Source organism: Winogradskyella eckloniae, assembly GCF_013249045.1.
Classification (GTDB): Bacteria; Bacteroidota; Bacteroidia; order Flavobacteriales; family Flavobacteriaceae; genus Winogradskyella; species Winogradskyella eckloniae.
Genome location: NZ_JABRWP010000002.1, coordinates 250,079 through 270,425 on the forward strand (window position 1 = coordinate 250,079; position 20,347 = coordinate 270,425).

Genomic DNA, 20,347 nt, shown 5'->3' on the forward strand with positions numbered 1-20,347 from the left:
CAGTTATTATGCAAGCATATCCTATTAAATTTAGACCTATATTAAAAGAGAAAATCTGGGGAGGAAATAAACTTTCAGAACTGTTAAATAAAAAAACAGATTTGAAAAATGTTGGTGAAAGCTGGGAAATATCTGGAGTTCAAGATAACATTTCAGTCGTTTCTAATGGGTTATATAAAGGTAAATCTTTAAACGACTTGATAAAAACGCATACAACAGAATTCTTAGGGAAAGCGAATATTGAAGTTTTTGGAGAAAATTTTCCTTTGCTGATTAAGTTTTTAGATGCTAAAACTAATTTGTCTGTGCAAGTACATCCAGATGATCAAATGGCTAAGGCACAACATAATTCTTTCGGTAAAACGGAGATGTGGTATATAATGAATAGTGATGATAATGCAGAAATTGTGTTAGGACTAAAAGATAATAATGTAGATAAAAATGTGTTAGGCGCTATTAATGCTTCAAATGTAGATGACATTTTCAATACAGAAAAAGTAAAACAAGGCGATAGTTATTTTATTCCTGCTGGAAAAATACATGCTATTGGAGCTGGAGTTTTGGCAGCAGAAATCCAACAAACCAGTGATGTAACTTACCGAGTTTATGATTGGGATAGAACAGATGATTATGGAAATCACAGAGAATTGCATACAGATTCTGCAATAAAAGCCACAAAAACGTTTCCTACCAACGGAAAAAGTGAGTACCATTTAGAACAAGAAAAAACTAGTAACCTTGTAGATTGTGATTTTTTTACAACCAATATATTTGAAGTAAAAGGGCCTCAAAAAAGAACTTATAACCATCTAGACTCCTTTGTAATATTTATGTGTGTAGAAGGAATAACAGAAATCATAATAGATAACCAAACCGAGTTTGCTGCAATGGGTGAAACCATATTAATTCCTGCAAACGCTAAAGATGTTGTGTTTAATTCTCAAGGCGCAAAATTACTAGAGGTTTATATCGATTCAAAAACATCTAACTTCAAAAAGATAGCTTCCTAAAAGTAATTTGTATAAATTAGAACAAAGCAATTCTTATATTTGCTCAGATAACGAGTTTTATGAGTTTAGAAAGAGAATTAAAACAAAGAAGTGGCTCTAAATGTGAGCTTAGTGGGAGTGACGAAAATTTAGCAGTTTACATAGTTCCAGATATAAAAGAAAACGGATTAAAAACAGCATTGTATGCCTCTAAATCTTGTATAGAGCAGATGGATAATGCAGATCTTATTGATCCTAATCATTGGCGATGTCTAAATGATAGTATGTGGAGTGAACACGATGCGGTAAAAATTATGGCGTGGCGAATGCTTAATAGAATAAAAGCAGATTGGACACAAGATTTGTTGGCAATGATGTACATGGAAGACGATGTATTAGTGTTAGCAAAAGCGTCTGGTGACGGTGAAGATGAAGCGGATAAATTAGTTCACAGAGATGTGAATGGTGTTGTTTTAGCGCATGGTGATGCTGTAGTATTAATAAAAGATCTTAAAGTTAAAGGATCTAGTATGGTAGCAAAACAAGGTACAGCTGTTAGAAATATTAGACTAGATCATGAAAATGAAACGTATATTGAAGGTCGAGTAGACGGACAGCATATTGTAATTATTACGGAATACGTTAAAAAGATTTAGTCCGTATCTTTTTTATTAAAAAAGTCGAAACTTAGCGGAATTAAGAATACCATAAACAAGTATTTTCCCGATGCTAATCCGTAAAGGGTAATTGCTGCGAGTATTACCATTATGACTACTTTATACTTGTATTTCATTTAAATGTATTGTTACTTACTCTCGTAATACGATTATAAAATGTAAAAATATGGATTTTCAATAATGTTACAAATAAGACCAACTTGCGAAAATTGTAATAAAAACTTACCCTTTGATTCTCAAGAAGCATTAATATGTACTTTTGAATGTACCTTCTGCTTAGATTGTGTTCATTTACTTCAACATGTCTGTCCCAATTGTGGAGGTGGGTTTGAAAAACGACCAATAAGACCATCTCATTTATTAAAAAAATATCCACCATCTCAAGTAATTGTATATAAACCTGTAGACCTACAAGAGCATCTTAAAGCCATTAAAAAAAACGAATAGTCCCTTTGTTTTTCTTACAAGGCTTCTAATTGAATAGATGTTGTTTGTCGAATTAATATACAATCGATTTCTAATAAACTAGTCATTTTACAGTTTATCGATAATATAATATAGAGCCAAATAAATAGACCGATATTGTGGTCATCCCTCTAATTAATAGTACAATTTTGCTGATTAATAGCCCTGAATTAGTATGAACACTTTTAACATTATTTATTATGGATTTAGAAATTACCAATTACAATAATCGCTATCAAATTGAAGGCGCTTTAAATAAATTTAATTTAAAAACCTTCAATGCTTATTTTGCTAATATCTTTGATAAACGAGATGACGTTTTATTAGATATAGAACGTGTACAAAGTATTGATAGAGCAGGTGTGATGGCCTTGGCAAAATTACATAATGAGTCTATTACAAAATCTAAAAAATTATCTATTATAGGATTAGGTTGTAAGGAGTTGTACCAGCATTTTAAGACAGAAGAGCCTAAAGAAGTATCAACAGACAAATCTATTGTTACAGGAAATATTGTAGCCGCTTAAAATAAGTCTATTTACATAATATAAATTAGGAAAGTGTTTCCCAGGCATTTGTGGTGATAGATAGATGTTTCGGATGCACTTTTTTATTTGTTGTCAATAAGTCTGTATATGTTAACACGACATATCTGCGATTATCTTCCACTTTCCATTTATTTTTTTAAAGATTATCATAAAAATTCCGTTGGCATCTCCTGCTTTTCGTTTTAGATGATATTCTCCCATTACCCAATAATTGTTTTCTTCAATTTGAGATACATCATTAACCACAAATTTTAGTGTGCCAGTCTCTGCTGCAGTAGGATACCCTTTTTTATAATTAGCTAATGTTTGTGCCCAACCTTTTGTTAATCCTTTGCTTCCGTAAAACTTAAGCTCATCGTTTTTCCAATAGCCTTGCATAAAACCTTCCAAATCATGGTTGTTCCAAGCAATTTCTTGCGCGTTCATCACGTTTAAGATTGAAGACTTGGCGTTCTCAAAAGTATCTGTTTGTGGTTTTTCTGAATTACAATTAAATAAAAGAAGGATAAAAATTAGAGCTATATATTTCATTAAAATATGGTTTTACTGTACTAAAAGTAAGCACTTAATTTTAATTCTAGAAACCTTCCACGAATTACAGTAATTTCTTTTGGTTTTTAAAAAAAGCATCTGCCTGAAGCTGCATTAATTCCCTTGCTTTTTTTCGTTTGTAATTAATGACTTCATCTTCATCTGCAATTTCGTTATATACTGTATTATTAATGTCATTATCCGTTTTTAAAAGGAGTTTGCGTTCAGCAACCTTTTGCATGGTCCAGGTTTGTATTTGGGTTTCTTGGTCTTGTAATTTATAATCAAATTCGCCTTTAGAAGCTAACAGTTTTGCAATTATAGGCGATGTTTCAATAGCCAAAAACAATAAGAATATAAAGAAAGAGGGTAGCCAAGGTAATGTACCTAATGCGGTTACTCTTGCCATTAAACCATCAAAATTATCAATGATAGGTTGTGTTGTAGCTACATGAGTTGTATAATCATTTTGAAGACTTAAAATTTGTCCTTCAATAGCCTCTATTTTACTTGTATTGTCAGCCTTTAATTGTTGTAACTCTGCCAATGCCGCATCATGCTTATCGCGTTTTTCCTTATACACAGGTCCTTTTCCTAATAAATTAGTGCCAGCTGTACCTTCTGCTTCAGAAATGTAAGTGTCATACAAGGCATTTACGTCTTGTTCTTTTAGATCGATTTGAGATTTTAAACCTGCAATCTGACTTTCTAACTCAGTAATCTTAGGATTAAACTGTTCTGCAATTTGATGTTGATTGGCTAAGGTTAAATCATTTTTTTGCTCTAATAAAACTTGATTAATTTCTTTTTCAAATATCTTTAGTTCTAAAGGTTTAGAGATGACAACAGCAATAATTACGGCTAAGAAAAGTCTTGGTGTAGCTTGAAGAATTTCGTCTATAATATGATCTCTTTTTTTAATTGTAGACACAATGTAACGGTCTAAATTAAAAATGAGTAAACCCCAAATTAATCCAAAGAAGATGGAAGTGTAGAGGTTATCAAAAACAGTATAAAGTGCATAACTTGCAGCAATAGTTGCCATGACAGCTGTAAAGAAAACTGTGGCACCTATACCAGCATATTTGTTTTGTTCGCCAACGGAACAGTCGTTTAAAATATCCGTATCTGCGCCAGAGCAGAGGATAAAGAATTGTTTTAACATAAAGCGTTCGATTTTTTGATTGACCTGAATAATTAGGATGATTGATTATTTATAAGAACGCTAAATCTTTGGTTTTGTTACACTTTTAGGTTAAAAAGGTAAAGCCTCAATGCTTATTTTAAACACTGAGGCTTTAAATAACTATTTTTTAGAGTGATCTATTCTACGATTTCAATAGCAACGGGTAAAAATTTAGAGCCCTTGTTATCTTTGATATCAAATAGAGTAATATAATCACCAAGTTCCGCTGAATCTAAATTTTTTAAAGTGATTTCGGTAATTTTATTACCAGCTATTATTTCCGTTTTAACACCAGGTATTTTAAGCTTAAAAGCTGTTATTTCTCCATCTGGTATGGTTAAAACTAGTTTTTTAAGTGCCGTAAATGTCATTGTCGTTACACCAGATGTTATCGGTTTTCCATTGAGAATAGGAAGAATACTTTGCTTAGTCTGAGGTATTGATGTTCGAAGTTTCACAATATATTTTCCGTTTTCATCCTTCTGAGTGAGCATATCAGTACTTTTTCCTTTATTCGTTTTGGCTATAGATTTAGCTTTTTCTGCTGAGATTTTTATATCATTTAACAAGAAGGTTGCTCCTTGTTTTTCCATGTCTTCTATATATTCTAAGAATGATGGGTTTTTTGGAGGAGATTGAGGTGCAGGAGGTGGAGGAGGAGGAGGTAATGTAGCTTTTTCCTCTGCTGTTAATTCATCATATTTTTTATAATAGGTTTTTCCGTTTAGACTCACTTTTGCATAGGGACTCATATATGATTTAGGTCTTTTTACTTTGGCCTTGTTTTCCTTAGACATATCAAAATAGAGTGTTCCTAATTCTGAAAACAATTCTTCCATTTTAATTTGTTCCTCTTTAGATTTATGAATATAATGAGGGTCTTCTGCTCTTAAAGCTTCATAAGTGTTATACTGTTTTTTGTAATATTTTACAGAGTTTGTATTTTCGTAAATTTGTAGACGTTTGTTAGTTTGCTCATCAGTAGTAATAGAACTTGTAAAGACATTATATTTGGTTAATAATTCTAAGACATTTTTTGTGAACTCCATAGAAGTTTCTCGATCTGTTTTTAAACTAACTGTATAATCAGATTCTGGGAGTGTTTTTAGGAGTTGTTCAGGGGATTCTAAACTCCCTATTTTGTCATTAATTAAGAACTCTTCGTTTTTGTTAATTATAATATTAATGGTGTTTGAATTTTGATCTAAGAGTACTGCTGAAGTTTCGGTGAACTCTTTTTCAACATATTCCTTTTCTGCAAAACTGTAAAATAGAACTGCAATTAATGGCAATATTAAAATTGTACTTAGCCAAATTCTGGTTTTTGATGTTTGTGTTTTCATAACTGTAAATCGTTTTTTGATGGATGAATAATTGATGGCACTCGATAATTGATGATTGTGAGTGTTTGATGAAAATTGTAGTAATATATTTTGATAAGTCTTAGCGTCTGAACCTTGTTTTAAAACAGCTTGGTCTGCTAAAAACTCGTGATTAAGTTTTACATGATGTTTTAGAATGTAAATGAGTGGATGAAACCAAAACACAATTTGAAATACTTCTATTAGTATAATATCTATACTGTGTAATTGCCTTGCATGCGTTTCTTCGTGCAGTAAAACTTCATCAGGTATAGATTGCGTTTCATAACGTTCTTTATTGAAAAATATATACCTAAAGAATGAATGTGGAATGAAGTCTTCGTTCAATAAAACATATATGAAAGTGTGTTTGGAGATAGTTTTGTTTCTAGAAATACGACGCTTCATGTTTAATAGGTTTATGGCAAAGCGTAAGGCAAATAAGACTGCTCCAATACTATAGATAAACCACAAAATATTTTCAACAGTAAAAATAGAAGCGTCTTCTAAAGGTGGTAAAACGTCTATTTCTGATGGTATATAGAACGGTTCGGTTTCAAAATTTGTAATAACCGGTTCAACATATTCTGTTATGGTTAAATTAGGGATTATCAATGCTAAAAGAAAGGTGGCTAATAAGTAAAAGCGCTTAACTTTATGCATGTTTTGGCGCTCTAAAAAAAGCACATAAGCAAACCAAAGCACTACTAAACACGCAGAGAATTTTAATAGATACGTTTCCATAATCACTTGTTTTTAATTTCCGTATCAATAATTTTTTTTAAAGCTTCTAGTTCTTCTTTCGTTAAGTCTGTTTTACGCGTAAAAAATGAAGCAAACTGTGAGGCGCTATCGTTAAAAAATGTTTTAATTAGGCCGTTAACATGTTTAGAGAAATAGTCTTCTTTTTTCACTAAGGGAAAATATTCTCTAGATTTTCCGTAGGTTTTATAATCTATAAATCCTTTGCCAATCATGCGCTTTAATAAGGTCGCAATTGTTGTGGTTGCTGGTTTTGGTTCTGGGTAACGCTCCAATAAATCTTTCATAAAGGCTTTTTCAAGCTTCCAGAGATGCTGCATTAATTGTTCTTCGGTTTTTGAAAGTTCCATGCTCTACGTTTTTAGAATTAACTCTACAAATGTAGAATATAAACTTGAATTCTACAAATGTAGAGTATAAAAAGAAGGTAAAAAAAATCCGCTCACTCGGAACGGATTTATTTTTAATGTATTGATTTCTTTCGGTTTATAGCGTGTTTGTTTCGCTTAAATCTATTTGAATGACTCCGTAAAATACTTGTAAAACCAAGGAATAGTTTCAATACCTTTGAGGAAATTCCATACGCCAAAATGTTCGTTAGGAGAATGAATGGCATCACTATCTAAACCAAAGCCCATTAAAATAGTTTTACTTTTTAGCTCTTTTTCAAATAATGACACAATAGGAATACTTCCGCCACTGCGCTGTGGAATAGGCGTTTTTGCAAAGGTCTCTTCGTAAGCTTTAGAAGCCGCTCTGTATCCAACACTATCTATTGGTGTGACATAGCCTTGTCCACCATGATGAGGTGTTACTTTTACAGTGACACCATCTGGTGCTATACGTTCAAAATGAGTTTTAAATAAATCAGTTATCTCTTCCCAATCTTGGTTTGGCACTAATCGCATAGAAATTTTTGCAAACGCTTGGCTCGCTATCACTGTTTTGGCACCTTCACCAGTGTAACCTCCCCAAATTCCATTAACATCTAAAGTTGGTCTAATAGAGTTACGTTCGTTAGTGGAATATCCTGCTTCACCATAAACTGCATTAATATCCAATGATTTTTTATAAGCTTCTAATGAAAACGGCGCTTTAGCCATTTCTGCGCGTTCGGCATCAGATAAGTTTTCTACATTGTCATAAAATCCAGGTATAGTAATATGATTATTCTCGTCATGAAGCGAGGCAATCATTTTAGTTAATACATTTATAGGGTTGGCTACAGCACCTCCATATAAACCAGAGTGTAAATCTCTGTTTGGTCCAGTAACTTCAACTTCTACATAGCTAAGACCTCTTAAACCCGTTGTGATTGAAGGTACATCTTTGGCAATCATGCCAGTATCTGAGATTAAAATAACATCGTTCGTTAATTTTTCTCTATTGGCAGCCACAAATTTAGCGAGGTTGACGCTACCAACTTCTTCTTCGCCTTCAATCATAAACTTAACGTTGCATGGCAACTCATTGTTAGCTGTCATGTATTCTAAAGCTTTAACATGCATGTACATTTGGCCTTTATCATCGCAAGCACCTCTCGCAAAAATGGCACCTTCTGGATGTAAGTCCGTTTTTTGAATAACAGGCTCAAAAGGAGGTGAGTTCCATAAATCTAGTGGATCTGGTGGTTGCACGTCATAATGACCATAAACAAGGACAGTTGGCAAGTTTTTATCAAATATTTTTTCGCCATACACAATAGGATAACCTTCAGTTTCACAAACTTCAACATGGTCACATCCTGCTTTTTCTAAGCTTATTTTTATGGCATCTGCGGTTTTTAAGACATCGTTTTTGTAGGCAGAATCTGCGCTAATAGAAGGAATTTTTAAAAGTTCAATGAGTTCATTTAAAAATCGATCTTTATGGTTATCTATGTAAGATTGTATGGATTGCATATTGCTTTTTGATTTATAACAAAAGTATGAAAACTAGTGCGAAGATATTCTTAAAAAAATCTTATTTGTATATTCAAACTATTGTTTATATTTGCATCCCAATAATTATTGGAAAGTTGCAGGCGTGGTGGAATTGGTAGACACGCTAGACTTAGGATCTAGTGCCGCGAGGTGTGAGAGTTCGAGTCTCTCCGCCTGTACAAAATAAAAAAGCTAACTTTAACGAGTTAGCTTTTTTTATTATAAACAGAATTATTATATAACTCTAAATTTAGTTGTTATCTAAAATTTGTTCCATAACCCAAGATGCTTTTGCTGCGGTTTCTCCTGTTGAAGGATGTATTGATTCATTGTTCAGATGTTTCTTAATATTTTCAACATGAAATAATTGAATATTTTCAGGGTGTTCAATAACTAAGCTTTCAACTTCTCCATTGCGTTCTAATTCAATAGGGTTTTCATTAAATACAGAGAAAGATATATGGCCGTTACTACCATAAATTGTAACGGAATCTACTCGTTTTTCAGTACCAAAATTCCAGCTTCCAGATCCTGTGACTCCAGATTTATGAATCCAATTTCCTTCAATCGCATCCATTGCAGAATATAAGCCTTGTTGATTTGTAGCAATACCATTTGCTTTACTTATGTCGCCTAGGAAATAAGCAAATAAGTCTAATCCATGAGATGCTAAATCATCAAAATAACCTGCTGGTGCTATTTTTGCATCAGTACGCCAGTTATATTGTTTAGATAAATCAATATCATTCGCAGGCTTGTTAAGCACCCAATTTATATGTCTGATGTCTCCGATTTTATTCGTATCAATCCATTTTTTTATTTGATTAAATCGCGGTAAGGAACGTCTGTAATAGGCTACAAATAGAGGTAGGTTTTTAGAGTTGAAGGCTTTATTTATATTTAAACAAGCGTCGTATGAAGGTGCCATGGGTTTTTCGATACAACAGATTTTTCCAGCTTTAGCTACTTTTAATGCATAAAATTCATGAGAATCAGGAGGCGTTGCAATATAAATAGCATCAATGTCAGGATCATTAATGAGTTGATCTGCATCACTGTAATATTTCGGAACATTGTGCCTCTTAGCATAATCCTCTGCTTTTTCAGCATCTCTTCTCATTACAGCAGTTAACTCGAAGCCTTCCGTTTTTTGATAAGCTGGTCCGCTTTTTCGTTCGGTAACATTACCACAACCAATTATTCCCCAATTATATGTTTTCATGTTTGTTATTTTGATCCAACTTTCATTTTATGTCCCCAAATTGCAAAAAACAATATGATGGCATAACATGGAATTAAAATCCAGTAACTTTCTGTTGAAGCTGTAGCTAATGCTTCAGTTTCATTCATTCCGTTAGCGATTAGTTCGCTTTTAGATCGGTCAACAATTCTACCATATAAAGGTGGAATAAAAGCACCACCAGAAATAGCCATAATTAGTAATGCCGAAGCCGTTTTAGTATGTTTACCTAGGCCGTCAATGGACAATGGCCAAATCGCAGGCCAAACTAAAGCGTTTGCAATACCTAAAGCAGCAACAAATAAAACAGATATAAATCCTGAAGTCGATAAAATTAAAATACTAAATACGATTCCTAAAATAGCACTTGCAACCAAGGCTGTTCTTTGATTAATATATTTTGGAATTAAAAAGACGCCTAGAGCATAAGTTGCGACCATAGCAAGCAATGTGTACGTTGTAAAGTATTTAGCCTCTTCTCCCGTAAAACCTAATGAAATGCCGTATGCTATTATAGTATCACCAGCAATCACTTCTGCACCAACATATACAAATAAGGCAATGACACCTAACCATAAATGTGGAAATTGAAATATGGTTTTATTCGAAGCACTATGCTCCGTTGTACTGTTGTCTTCTGTAGGCTCCACATGTGGTAACGGTGCTTTTCTTATTAAAATGGCTAAAATAATTAAGACAGATGCCATAATTATATATGGCAAATAAACACTGTCTGCCATGGTATCTAAAAGTGTTGCTTTTTCTGCTTCTGATGCCGTTGCGAGTTGTTTTTTTACAGCATCAATACCAGACAGAAGTAGGGCTCCAAAAATAATGGAACCTAATGCACCTGCTACTTTATTGGCGATTCCCATTATAGCAATACGTTTTGCACCACTTTCAATAGGACCTAAAATGGTGATATACGGATTAGAAGCCGTTTGTAAAATAGTCATTCCCAAGCCTTGAATAAATATACCTGTTAAAAACACCCAATAGGTTCTTGCTTCTGCTGCCGGAATAAAAACCAAAGCACCAATGGCCATAATAAACAAACCTAGAGACATGCCTTTTCTATAGCCAATTTTATTTAGAATATAGGAAGCTGGTAAGGCCATCACTACAAAAGAAATATAAGATGCTGACGCTACGAGATACGACTGTGCATCAGTGAGTTCATTGATTGTTTTCATAAATGGAATTAACGCACCATTTATCCAGGTTACAAAACCGAAAATAAAGAAGAGTCCGGCAATGATAAGTATTGGGATAAGATTGTTTTGCGATTTTGCACTTGTGCTCATAGAATCAAAATTTAGTTATATAGTTAAGCAGATTGATTTTTTGCATATGGGTTTATGCTACTTACCTATAAGTAATAACAAATATATTAACTTTAAGGTTTACAAAACTTTTAGAAGGCACTAATTGCTTTCGAAATGCAAATACGATTTTCTATTATTCAATTAGGATAAAAAAAAAGAGCTTCTATTTAAAGAAGCTCTTTCGTTTTAAATCAAAAAACACTTAACCTTTATGACTTAATTAATTTTGATGTTAATGTTTGGTTATTTTCAGTTTGAACCTTAACCATATAAATTCCTGAGTTTAAAGTTGAAATATTAAACGCATCTGTCTGCGTAAAATTACCTTTATATGACTTAACTAATTTGCCTGTAAGATCGTAAATTTCAACATTTGAAACATTAGCATTTATGCTAAACGCGTTTTTAGATGGATTTGGGAATATACTAAATCCGTAGAATGCTTCTTCGTCTATACTTAAAACAGAAGAGGCTACATTACCCAAAATTCTAAACTGACCTGCAGGTATAGAAATAGAAGTTGTAGAATTGCTAATGGTGGTATTGCCTGTGGCATCCATTAAATCATACCAAGTTGAAGTTACACCGCTAGGAAAACTTGTATTTATGGTTTGGGTTGATACATCAAAATTAGCGAGGATAATCACGTTTTTCAATTCTGTAGCTGGTATTGAATTATCAAAAATATCAATACGAGGTGTTAAACTGCCAGAGGTAATGGAGTAGTCTCCTTCAAAAACAGGTTCTTCAATTTTTAGTTTATGAAGTTTAGACCAATCGTCATAAATTTGTGCTCTTAGCGCTTCCGTTAGCCAATTGTTGGTCCATTGCGGTTGCGGTTTTGTGTCTAATTTACAATCACCATTTCCGTCGCCATCACCAGGGAAATTTGTAGTGCCATTATTACAGGTGTAAATAGAGTTTTCCAACCCGAGTTCTCCAAAGTGCCAAATCATTTTTGGTCCAGGAACCATTGCAGAAACAGCACCTAAAGCAGACATCCTAGATAATGAAATATTTAAGTTTTGCACGTTGTGCGAAGAATTACTAGTGTTTCCATATGCCAAGTTTTTAAACATTAAACGCTCTTCGTCATGACTCTCTGGATACCCAACAACTCTTGGGCCATTAAATCCTGAATGAGCGTTGTGACCAATTCTATCAATGTTTTTGTCACCATTTTGTCCCATGGTTAATTCATTGTATGGCTCTGTCATTTTTCCCCACATCATTACACCTTTACCTTCACCTAATCGATAATTTGCCCATTCTTTTTCTTCGTTATCTGAACCCAAATGTTCAAATATGGCATAATGATCAGCGTCTATGGACCAAGAATGGTCAGCGTAAGTTTTTAAAATGTCTACGCGGTCTTGTTGATAGCCATTGGTACAACCATCGTTTCCAGATGTGCAATTTTGGGTAAATCCTTTGGTTAAATCCCAACGGAAACCATCAATATTAAATTCATTAATCCAATGTTCAATGGTACGTTTTACAAAATCTTGAGTTCTAGGGTTAGAGTGGTCAAAATCTTCACCAACGCTATAGCTATGTAGAGCAACTTCATTAAAGTATGGATTTTCAGAGCTAGGCGCTCCCCAACCATCACCATCAGGATCGTTCATCCACATTCTTACCATTGGGTTTCTTCCGAAAGCGTGGTTAAAAGCAATGTCTAAAATAACTGCAATACCATTTTGATGACAGACATCTACGAGCTCTTTGAATTTATCTTCTGTTCCATAAAATTTGTCTAAGGCCATATGGAAAGATGTATTGTAACCCCAACTTTCATTGCCTTCAAACTCCATTACAGGCATTAATTGTATGGCATTAACATTAAGGTTTTTAAAGTAATTTATTCGGTCAATAATATCTTGATAATTTCTATTGGCATCAAAATCTCTAACCAGTACTTCATATATTATTAAGTCTTCTTTTTTAGGTTTGTTAAAGTTAGTGACTTGCCAATTGTAATCTGTTTGTCCTGTTTCTAAAACGGTCACTTCACGCTCTTGACCTGCTGGATATGTGGGTAAGTTGGGATAGGTGGTTGCTGAAATATAAGGATCGTCATAAGGAGATAAAACTAATGTAGAATAAGGATCTGCAGTTTTTACCAAAGATGGTGAATTTGCAATAGGTGTTTTATCTACAACCCAGTATTGATAAGTTTCAACTTGTCCAGGTGTTAAACCTGTTAGTTCTAACCAAAATTTATTATTTCTGGTTGGATCTTTTTTCATAGCATAAGCCGAGTCTGGTTGCCAGTTGTTAAAACTACCTGCCACGTATACAAAATCTTTACCAGTTGCATATAATACTAAAACAGCTGTATTATCATCAATATATGTAATACCATCTTGATATGTAGTAGGCATTATTCCTATATTAGATCCTGGATCTACGAGAACACTGAATGTTTTTGTAATAGTGGTACCTGCTAAAACTGCGGTTAATTCATAATTTTTATTAGCCGTAATATTAGAATCCACAAAACTATAACTATTAGTAGCCGTATTAGTGTTTATTATTGTGCCATTTGCTTTAAGCGTATAACTAGCATTACCTCCAATATTGGTAGCAGATATGGTTAAGTCTTCTCCAGAGTTTAAGATTGTAGTGTCACTACTTGGAGACGTTAAACTAACTTGAAATGTTCCAACCTCAAAAATAAAATCACTACAGCCACTGGCTTTTAATTCTTGAGTACCGTCTGCATTTCTAAAAACCATACCCATTTGAATTACATTTGATGCTTGGGCAGCAGATAAACCATAATAGGTTTCAGGCGTTAATGTGATGCTAAATATGCCACCACCTTGGTTAGTCATTTCGCCAACACCATCATCTTGTCCCCAGTTTCCAACGACACTAATGCCAAAGGCATTTGATCCGTCACCAACACCAGAGTGCATATATACTTTTGTAGGGTTAGTGAGTCCATTACAATCTGTATCCGTACTGTTAACGTTTAGAGTAATGGTAATACTTTCATCAACTTCAAAAGGATTTGGAGAAATCGTTACCTGAGAAAAGGCTAAAAGTGATAATGAAATACATATAAATGATAAGTAAATCTTTTTCATAGTTTATTATTTAAAAAAAGGACTGATGTTAATCAGCCCTTTTTGGATTTAAGGGTTTTAAATCTTTTTTATTGAATTTTATTCAACATATAAGTGCCATTTGCAGTGTCCATTTGAACGCGGTATAAACCAGCAGTAACAGCGATGTTATCTCCACCACCATCTAAAGTACCATCTGCTCCTGTATCTCCAAAGTCCATTGCCCAATCATTATTGGCTCTAAATTTAATTTCACCATCTAAAAGCGTTGCAATATCACCGTAAAAGATACCAGGTTGAACTTCAGTTAGCGCGAAATCTGGTCCTGCTCCGCCCCAATCATTAAATCCAGATCCAACGATTCCCCATACATCTGTAGATTCTATTGTATACGTACCAGCATTAAAATCTAATGTAATAGCATAATGACCTGCAGTTACTGGAATATTATCACCACCACCATCTAAAGTGCCGTCTGCACCTGTGTCTCCGAAGTCAGTAGTCCATTCGTTGTTTTGTCTAAATTTAATTTCACCATCAATTAATTGAACACCTACTTTAAATGTATCAGTTGTATAGTCGTAATAGAACTTTGCATCTGGAGAAGCTCCCCAATCATTATATCCAGAACCTACAACTCCCCAAGAAAACGCTTCCATTGTATAGGTACCAGAAGCAATATCTAGAACAATTTTATAAGTACCAGCAGTTACAACGATGTTTGATCCTCCTGCATCTAAAGTTCCGTCTGCATCATTGTCACCAAAATCATTGGTCCACTCGTTGTTTTCTCTAAACTTAATTTCACCATCTAATAAGGTTACATACGCCACGAAAACATCGGCTTCAGCAGTAGTGTAGAACTGACCATCAGGTCCTGCTCCACCCCAATCATTGTAACCAGAACCAACAACACCCCAAGTTGCTGGCATAAATCCGCCACCTCCAACGCTTGTTTGTTCTTGCAATTCTACGTTTAATGCTTTTATTTCTGAATAAGATGGTAATCCATCATTTCCAATAACTGCCATTAATCTAAAATAAAGTATTCCTGTATTAGGTTCTGCAGTATCAGGATCGTTATCTAATCCAGCAACTTCAGCTAAAGCAAGCATTTGGCCAACAGTGACAGGAATTTCATTGGCTTCAGGGTTTGCTGTATTACTTCCTAAGTCATATAAATTATCTCCAGCCACGTAATCTGAAAAATCTGCCGCTGTCGCGCCTTGTAGGTAATACGTAATATTAGTTGGCACACCAAAGTCAGCATTATTCCACGTAAAACGTTCAGCTAGATTTGCTGATACGGCTGCATTTAAAACATAATTTTCTAAGAATGAAGTGTTAAAGGCTACACCTTCAGCTTCATTTGCTACAAATTCTAAGTCGTCATCTGTTTCACATGCTGTAAAACTTACAACTGTAATAAATGCGAGTAGTATAAATTTTAATTTTTTCATTGTTATTTATTTTATTAGTGTATTAGTAACCTGGATTTTGTGTTAAGTTAGGATTGGCTTGTAATGCCGTTGCTGGAATTGGAAATAATTTGTAGTCATCAGAAATTGCTGTTCCTCCAGCAGTTCCACCTTTCCAAGGCCAAAGGTAATTTCCGCCTGTAAATTTGTTGAAACGGATTAAATCACTTCGTCTCATACCTTCTAAGTTTAATTCTCTTGCGCGCTCGTCAATTATGAAATCTAAAGTTAAATCTGACATTCCAACTGCATCAGCATTAGATCTAGTTCTTACATTATTCACATAAGTTAACGCATCATTCATAGCTGTGCCAGCTGCACCTCTAATTGCAAGTTCAGCATACATTAGGTATACGTCAGATAAGCGATAGAAAGGAAAGTCAGTTGAAGAGAATTCTACAGGATTACCACTACCATCTGAAGCTGTATTTCTAAATTTCGTAGAAGGGAAACCATCTGTCCATTCTCTGTAATCATTCATTTCATAATTATGACCTGTAGTCCAGAACAAGCTTGCTCTAACATCACTAGATGATCCTAAATCAGCTGCGCTGTTACCAAACAAACCATACCAAGCTTTTGTTGTTCTATGACCTGTCCAACCTCCAGAGGCACCAAACTGCGCTAAAGGCATAGTATCAGCACTTAAGCTTCCATTTACGATGTAAGTTGTATTACCATAACTTTGACTCGTTAAAGACTCAGCTAGTAATGGGAATATAATTTCTGGAGAGCTATTGTTATCCGAAGAAAAGATTCTTACAAAATTAGAATCTAATGAATAACCTCCTTCATTTATTATTTTATTTACATAAGTTGCAGCATCATCCCATCGTGGAGTACCAGTATAAACTTCAGCATTGATATATAATTTAGCTAAAAGCATATCTACGACATATCTATTTGCTCTACCATAACTAGAGGTTGTTCTAATGACAGGTTCAATAGCTAAAAGTTCTGATTCTACGTAGTTAAATAATTCTAGTCGTGTTGCTTCTTGAAGTGGTTCTGATTGCCCAAAGTTCATTTCTGTAGCAAGCACTCCTTTTCCAAACACATCGATAACATTATAATATGCTAAGGCTCTTAAGAAACGTGTTTCAGCCACAATGTTTTCTTCATCAGGAAAATCAGCAATGTCTAACGCTTGTAAAAAATTATTACACTGAGGAATAGTATAGTAAGCTCTGTCGTAAAATAATCTAAAGAACTTGTTGTTTCTATCCCAGTTAGACGTGGTTGTTAATTGGTCTAAGCCATCATCTCCCCATCTGTTCTTCATGGCATCTGCCGTGAAGTCTTGCAAATTGATGATTGCTCTTAAAAAAGCACCTTCACCTGCATCAGGACTAACGATGTCAGAACTACCAGGCCCACTTGGTCCAGTAAGTGCATATGAAGCGTATAATCTAGCTACTAATCCTTCAACGGCATTTGGGTCGGAGGCTAATAACTCTTCAAGAGTAAGTTGCGTAATCGGTTCTGTATTTAAATCATCTGTACACGATGTGTAAATACCTAACATGGCAATACTCAATAAAATTAAAAATCTTTTTTTCATAATTTTTTTTTTAAAAATCTATATTAACACCTAAAGTATAAACGGTAGGTCTTGGATATGCGTTTCTATCAATACCTCCAAAATTTTCTGGATCCTCACCAGAGTAATCTGTAATTAAGAATGGATTTGTTACAGATGCGTATAATCTAAATGAACCATCTTTAATTAACTCATTGAAACGGTACCCTAATGCAATATTATCGCATCTTAAAAACGTAGCATCCTCTAAATAATAATCTGAGAATTGTACATTACCGTTAACATTATCAATTACAGGATTTGCAGAACCGTCATAAAAATTTAATACGTTAGTTAAATTATTTTGACTAGAAAACACGGCACTCTCGGTAAAACCAAAATTCAATTGCGCAAAATTATAAACGTTACCACCAATTTGTCCTCTAAAGCTAGCGCTTAAATCCCAATTTTTATAATTGGTATTAAGATTAAATCCATATGTCCAATTTGGTGTTATTTGTTTGTAATAACGGTCATCATCTGTAATTTGATTGTCACCATTTAAATCAACAAATGCGTTTGGTATAGGATTTCCTTGGGCATCATAAACTTGCTTAAATACATAAGCACTTCCTGCTTGTTCATCAATAGCATGTCTCAATAAGTCTGCACCAGTACCTCTTAAAGTTCCACCTGCATTTAGTGTTTCTAAACTATTTAGGTCTGTAACGATTGTAGAGTTGTACGATAAGTTACCACCTAAACTAAGTGTGAAATCATGTGTGTTTATAGGAGTTAAATTAAGATTTAATTCAAAACCTTCACTTTCAGTTTCACCTATGTTGTCAATAAATGAATTAGTTAATGCTTGTCCTGGAGGTACAGGAGCTTGCGCTAATAAGTCTCTAGTGTTTCTTTTATAGATATCAAAGGAACCTGATAATAGTCCATTATTAAATAAATCAAAATCTAAACCTAAATTTAAGGTTGTCGTTTTTTCCCAAGTTAAGTTAGGGTTAAAAGCAACTGCAGAATACAATGAAGAATTTGGAAAATACTGACTATTAGCATCGCCTGCTAAGAATAAAGGTATTGATGGATAATAGCCAACCGTTCCTGTAATATCTTGTTGTCCGGTTTTACCCCAACCAACTCTTAGTTTTAATGAATTAATTACTTTAGAATCTTCTAAAAAAGCTTCTTCATTTATTTGCCATGCTAACGCTGCAGAAGGGAAATATCCCCAACGATTTTCCTCCGTAAATAAAGAAGAACCATCAGCTCTTATTGAGGCAGTAAAAAGGTAGCGATCTAAAATGCTAACATTTCCTCTAGCAAAAAATGATTGTAAATTTAAGACATTATAATATCTAAAATTAGCATTTGATGGGTTTGAAACGCGTTCTCTTTGTCCAGAATCTAAATTATATTGAAAACGTTCCTGGTTACCATCATTTTTAAAATTCTGATACGAATATCCAGCTTGTAGATCCCATTTGTTTATAACCTTACTAGATAGCAGTTTTGTGTACTGTAAAAATCCATCTAAAGTTGTATTTGTAATACGTTGATTTTCTCTGTAATTAAGACCTGAATTGAACAAGAAATTACTGTCTATATCAGAATTGTTGGCGTTAAATTGATATGTTTCAAAAGCGTTTTCGCTAAAACGTTCTTCAATTTTAGAACCAGAAGCATCTAAACCAAAGTTTACTACGGCTTTTAATTCTGGTAAAAATGGCATAGTGTAATCGAACTCTACATTTCCTAAGAAACGATATACGTTTTCAGGTCTTTCACGTTGTTCTAATCTAGCTAAAGGGTTAGATTGTATGATTCTTCTAAACGTATTGTTATCATCAAAAGTTGTTAAATAGTAGCCTCCAAATCTATTATTTTCAGAATGGTCATAAACAGGTTTTGTAGGATCAAATGTAAGTGCTTCACCTATAGCTCCACCAGAATCAATAGCATTTTTAAATGCAAAAATACTTTTAGCGTTTACATCTATTTTAAGATTGTCATTTAATAATTTAGGTGTTAACTTAACAGACATTGTTAATCGCTCATAATCGTCATTTTTTACAATACCTTCAGCATAAGTATATCCTAAAGAGCCTCTAAACGGAATTTTGTCAAATAAATTTGCTCTAGCGCTAAAGTTTGTATTAGATGTTGTAGCTGTTCTCGTTATTGCATCTCTCCAATCTGTATTATAAATGTTTCTTCCATTAAGTGTGCTAGATACAGTTTCACTTGTGCTAATAGAACTCGCTGGGACACCTAATTGATCAACTCTTGTTGGGTGGTATTCTTGAATAAATCTTGTGTATTCTTCTCCATTCATCATATCCAATCCGTCACCAATTTGGCTGATAGAATAATCTGTTGAGAAATTATACTGTGGTCCTCCAGAGGTTCCTTTTTTAGTTGTAATAATTATTACACCATTTGATGCTCTAGAACCGTAAATAGCGGTAGCCGAAGCATCTTTTAAGATTGAGAAACTCTCAATGTCATTAGGATTCACTAAGGTTAATGGGTTAGATACACCTGCAGGATTATCATTACCAATAGCGACACCATCAATCACAATTAATGGATTGTTTTGTGCGTTAAGCGAAGAACCACCTCTAATTCTAATATTTGGAGCTGCATCAGGAGAACCACCAGATGAGGTAATCCTCACACCTGCAGCCTTTCCATTTAGTAATTGATCTGTAGAGACAATAGAGCCCTTATTAAAATCTTTAGAAGATACAACATCTACTGAGCCAGTAGCATCTTCTTTCTTTACGGAGCCATACCCAATTAATACCACTTCATCTAGTTGTGAAGCGTCTTCAACAATTGCAACATCTATTGAAGACTGTCCATTAAAAATGATTTCTTGCGTAGTGTATCCTACATATGAGAATACAAGTACTTCGCCATTACTCACTGCTATGGAATAGTTGCCGTCAAAATCTGTAGAAGTACCTCTCGAGGTGCCTTTTATAATGACATTTACACCTGGTAAAGGCATAGCATTTGCTTTATCTGTAACTGTACCTGTCGCAGTAGATTGCGCCATTAAGGAAGCAGGTAAAATTATGAGACAGAATAGTAAAGCATTTAAAAATGTTTTCATATAATGTTTTTAAGTTAATTACTTAGTTAATTGATATATATTTTCACTTCTCGGGTTAAATCTAGGTAAATTTAATGTGAATAGCATGTTAATTACTATGACGAAAGTCACGAAAACGTTTGCGTGTTAAAAACTTTTAAAAA

At 34.0% G+C, this 20,347-nt stretch carries 16 protein-coding genes and 1 tRNA gene; 5 read left to right on the forward strand and 12 right to left on the reverse strand.

Annotated features, from left to right (window positions below; genetic code table 11):
* Positions 1 to 8 precede the first annotated feature (8 nt).
* Both HNV08_RS04080 and HNV08_RS04085 read left to right on the forward strand, forming a co-directional pair.
* Positions 9 to 1,010: a type I phosphomannose isomerase catalytic subunit gene (locus HNV08_RS04080; protein WP_173279896.1), complete on the forward strand. Its 1,002-nt coding sequence runs from the start codon at positions 9 to 11 to the stop codon at positions 1,008 to 1,010.
* Positions 1,011 to 1,069: 59 nt separating this feature from the next.
* Positions 1,070 to 1,645, forward strand: a complete 576-nt coding sequence (locus HNV08_RS04085) for a PhnA domain-containing protein (protein ID WP_173279897.1) — start codon at positions 1,070 to 1,072, stop codon at positions 1,643 to 1,645.
* Here the strand turns inward: HNV08_RS04085 and HNV08_RS04090 are convergent.
* The gene (locus tag HNV08_RS04090; protein ID WP_173279898.1) at positions 1,642 to 1,782 is read right to left on the reverse strand and encodes a hypothetical protein; all 141 of its coding nucleotides are present in this window, start codon (positions 1,780 to 1,782) and stop codon (positions 1,642 to 1,644) included. The two genes, HNV08_RS04085 and HNV08_RS04090, sit on opposite strands and share 4 nt — an antisense overlap.
* Before the next feature lie 64 nt (positions 1,783 to 1,846).
* On the opposite strand from HNV08_RS04090, the gene HNV08_RS04095 reads away from it, so the two are divergent.
* Positions 1,847 to 2,113: a DUF1272 domain-containing protein gene (locus tag HNV08_RS04095; protein ID WP_173279899.1), complete on the forward strand. Its 267-nt coding sequence runs from the start codon at positions 1,847 to 1,849 to the stop codon at positions 2,111 to 2,113.
* A gap of 218 nt (positions 2,114 to 2,331) precedes the next feature.
* The gene (locus tag HNV08_RS04100) at positions 2,332 to 2,658 is read left to right on the forward strand and encodes an STAS domain-containing protein (protein WP_173279900.1); all 327 of its coding nucleotides are present in this window, start codon (positions 2,332 to 2,334) and stop codon (positions 2,656 to 2,658) included.
* A 111-nt stretch (positions 2,659 to 2,769) separates the two neighbouring features.
* Here the strand turns inward: HNV08_RS04100 and HNV08_RS04105 are convergent, their stop codons facing one another.
* The 5 genes from HNV08_RS04105 to HNV08_RS04125 all read right to left on the reverse strand — a co-directional run bounded on the left by HNV08_RS04105 (position 2,770) and on the right by HNV08_RS04125 (position 8,420).
* Positions 2,770 to 3,210 carry a YybH family protein gene (locus HNV08_RS04105; RefSeq protein WP_173279901.1) on the reverse strand — a complete coding sequence of 147 codons (441 nt, stop codon included), beginning with the start codon at positions 3,208 to 3,210 and terminating at the stop codon, positions 2,770 to 2,772.
* Between the two features lie 64 nt (positions 3,211 to 3,274).
* Positions 3,275 to 4,375: a DUF4407 domain-containing protein gene (locus HNV08_RS04110; RefSeq protein ID WP_173279902.1), complete on the reverse strand. Its 1,101-nt coding sequence runs from the start codon at positions 4,373 to 4,375 to the stop codon at positions 3,275 to 3,277.
* A 158-nt stretch (positions 4,376 to 4,533) separates the two neighbouring features.
* Positions 4,534 to 6,501, reverse strand: a complete 1,968-nt coding sequence (locus HNV08_RS04115; protein WP_173279903.1) for a M56 family metallopeptidase — start codon at positions 6,499 to 6,501, stop codon at positions 4,534 to 4,536.
* A 2-nt stretch (positions 6,502 to 6,503) separates the two neighbouring features.
* Positions 6,504 to 6,869 (reverse strand): BlaI/MecI/CopY family transcriptional regulator, encoded by a 366-nt coding sequence (locus HNV08_RS04120; protein WP_173279904.1) that lies wholly within the window; start codon positions 6,867 to 6,869, stop codon positions 6,504 to 6,506.
* A 162-nt stretch (positions 6,870 to 7,031) separates the two neighbouring features.
* Positions 7,032 to 8,420: a dipeptidase gene (locus HNV08_RS04125; protein ID WP_173279905.1), complete on the reverse strand. Its 1,389-nt coding sequence runs from the start codon at positions 8,418 to 8,420 to the stop codon at positions 7,032 to 7,034.
* Positions 8,421 to 8,538: 118 nt separating this feature from the next.
* Between HNV08_RS04125 and HNV08_RS04130 the strand changes: the two genes are divergently transcribed.
* Positions 8,539 to 8,620 (forward strand) — tRNA-Leu (locus HNV08_RS04130).
* A gap of 71 nt (positions 8,621 to 8,691) precedes the next feature.
* Here HNV08_RS04130 and HNV08_RS04135 read toward each other — a convergent pair.
* The 6 genes from HNV08_RS04135 to HNV08_RS04160 form a co-directional block, all read right to left on the reverse strand.
* Positions 8,692 to 9,663: a Gfo/Idh/MocA family protein gene (locus HNV08_RS04135; RefSeq protein ID WP_173279906.1), complete on the reverse strand. Its 972-nt coding sequence runs from the start codon at positions 9,661 to 9,663 to the stop codon at positions 8,692 to 8,694.
* Positions 9,664 to 9,668: 5 nt separating this feature from the next.
* A complete protein-coding gene (locus tag HNV08_RS04140; protein WP_173279907.1) occupies positions 9,669 to 10,985 on the reverse strand; it encodes a sugar MFS transporter in 1,317 nt (438 codons plus the stop codon).
* Positions 10,986 to 11,215: 230 nt separating this feature from the next.
* Positions 11,216 to 14,098 carry an alpha-amylase family glycosyl hydrolase gene (locus HNV08_RS04145; RefSeq protein ID WP_173279908.1) on the reverse strand — a complete coding sequence of 961 codons (2,883 nt, stop codon included), beginning with the start codon at positions 14,096 to 14,098 and terminating at the stop codon, positions 11,216 to 11,218.
* A gap of 68 nt (positions 14,099 to 14,166) precedes the next feature.
* Positions 14,167 to 15,537, reverse strand: a complete 1,371-nt coding sequence (locus HNV08_RS04150; RefSeq protein ID WP_173279909.1) for a SusE domain-containing protein — start codon at positions 15,535 to 15,537, stop codon at positions 14,167 to 14,169.
* Positions 15,538 to 15,559: 22 nt separating this feature from the next.
* Positions 15,560 to 17,116: a RagB/SusD family nutrient uptake outer membrane protein gene (locus tag HNV08_RS04155; protein WP_173279910.1), complete on the reverse strand. Its 1,557-nt coding sequence runs from the start codon at positions 17,114 to 17,116 to the stop codon at positions 15,560 to 15,562.
* 10 nt (positions 17,117 to 17,126) lie between these two features.
* Positions 17,127 to 20,204: a SusC/RagA family TonB-linked outer membrane protein gene (locus HNV08_RS04160; RefSeq protein ID WP_173279911.1), complete on the reverse strand. Its 3,078-nt coding sequence runs from the start codon at positions 20,202 to 20,204 to the stop codon at positions 17,127 to 17,129.
* Positions 20,205 to 20,347: the final 143 nt, after the last annotated feature.